The 265-nt window shown below is 57.7% G+C and carries 1 pseudogene; it reads right to left on the bottom strand.

The window, feature by feature from the left end:
• Positions 1-265, bottom strand: a pseudogene (locus EUU22_RS04285) (amidohydrolase); the annotation flags it as partial.

The raw sequence follows: 265 nt of genomic DNA, 5'->3' as shown, positions 1-265 counted from the left end.
TCCTGCTCTGGTATTCGTCACCGGTTTCTTCGAGGATCGGCAGTGCATCGAAATCGGCGCGTATGCCAATGCTCCTGCCACTGCTTCCGTTGCAAAGCGTCGCGACGACGCCGGTCTTCGCGAGACCACGCGTAACCTCATAGCCCATGGCAACAAGCTGAGCCGCGACATAATTGGACGTCTCGAACTCGGAAAGGCCGATTTCGGGATGCTGGTGCAGATAGCGTCGCGTTGCCACGATCTCGGGCATGTAGTTCGAAAAGCG

Source organism: Ciceribacter ferrooxidans, from assembly GCF_004137355.1.
Lineage (GTDB): Bacteria > Pseudomonadota > Alphaproteobacteria > Rhizobiales > Rhizobiaceae > Allorhizobium > Allorhizobium ferrooxidans.
This window is presented reverse-complemented; position numbering and strand designations above follow the sequence as displayed.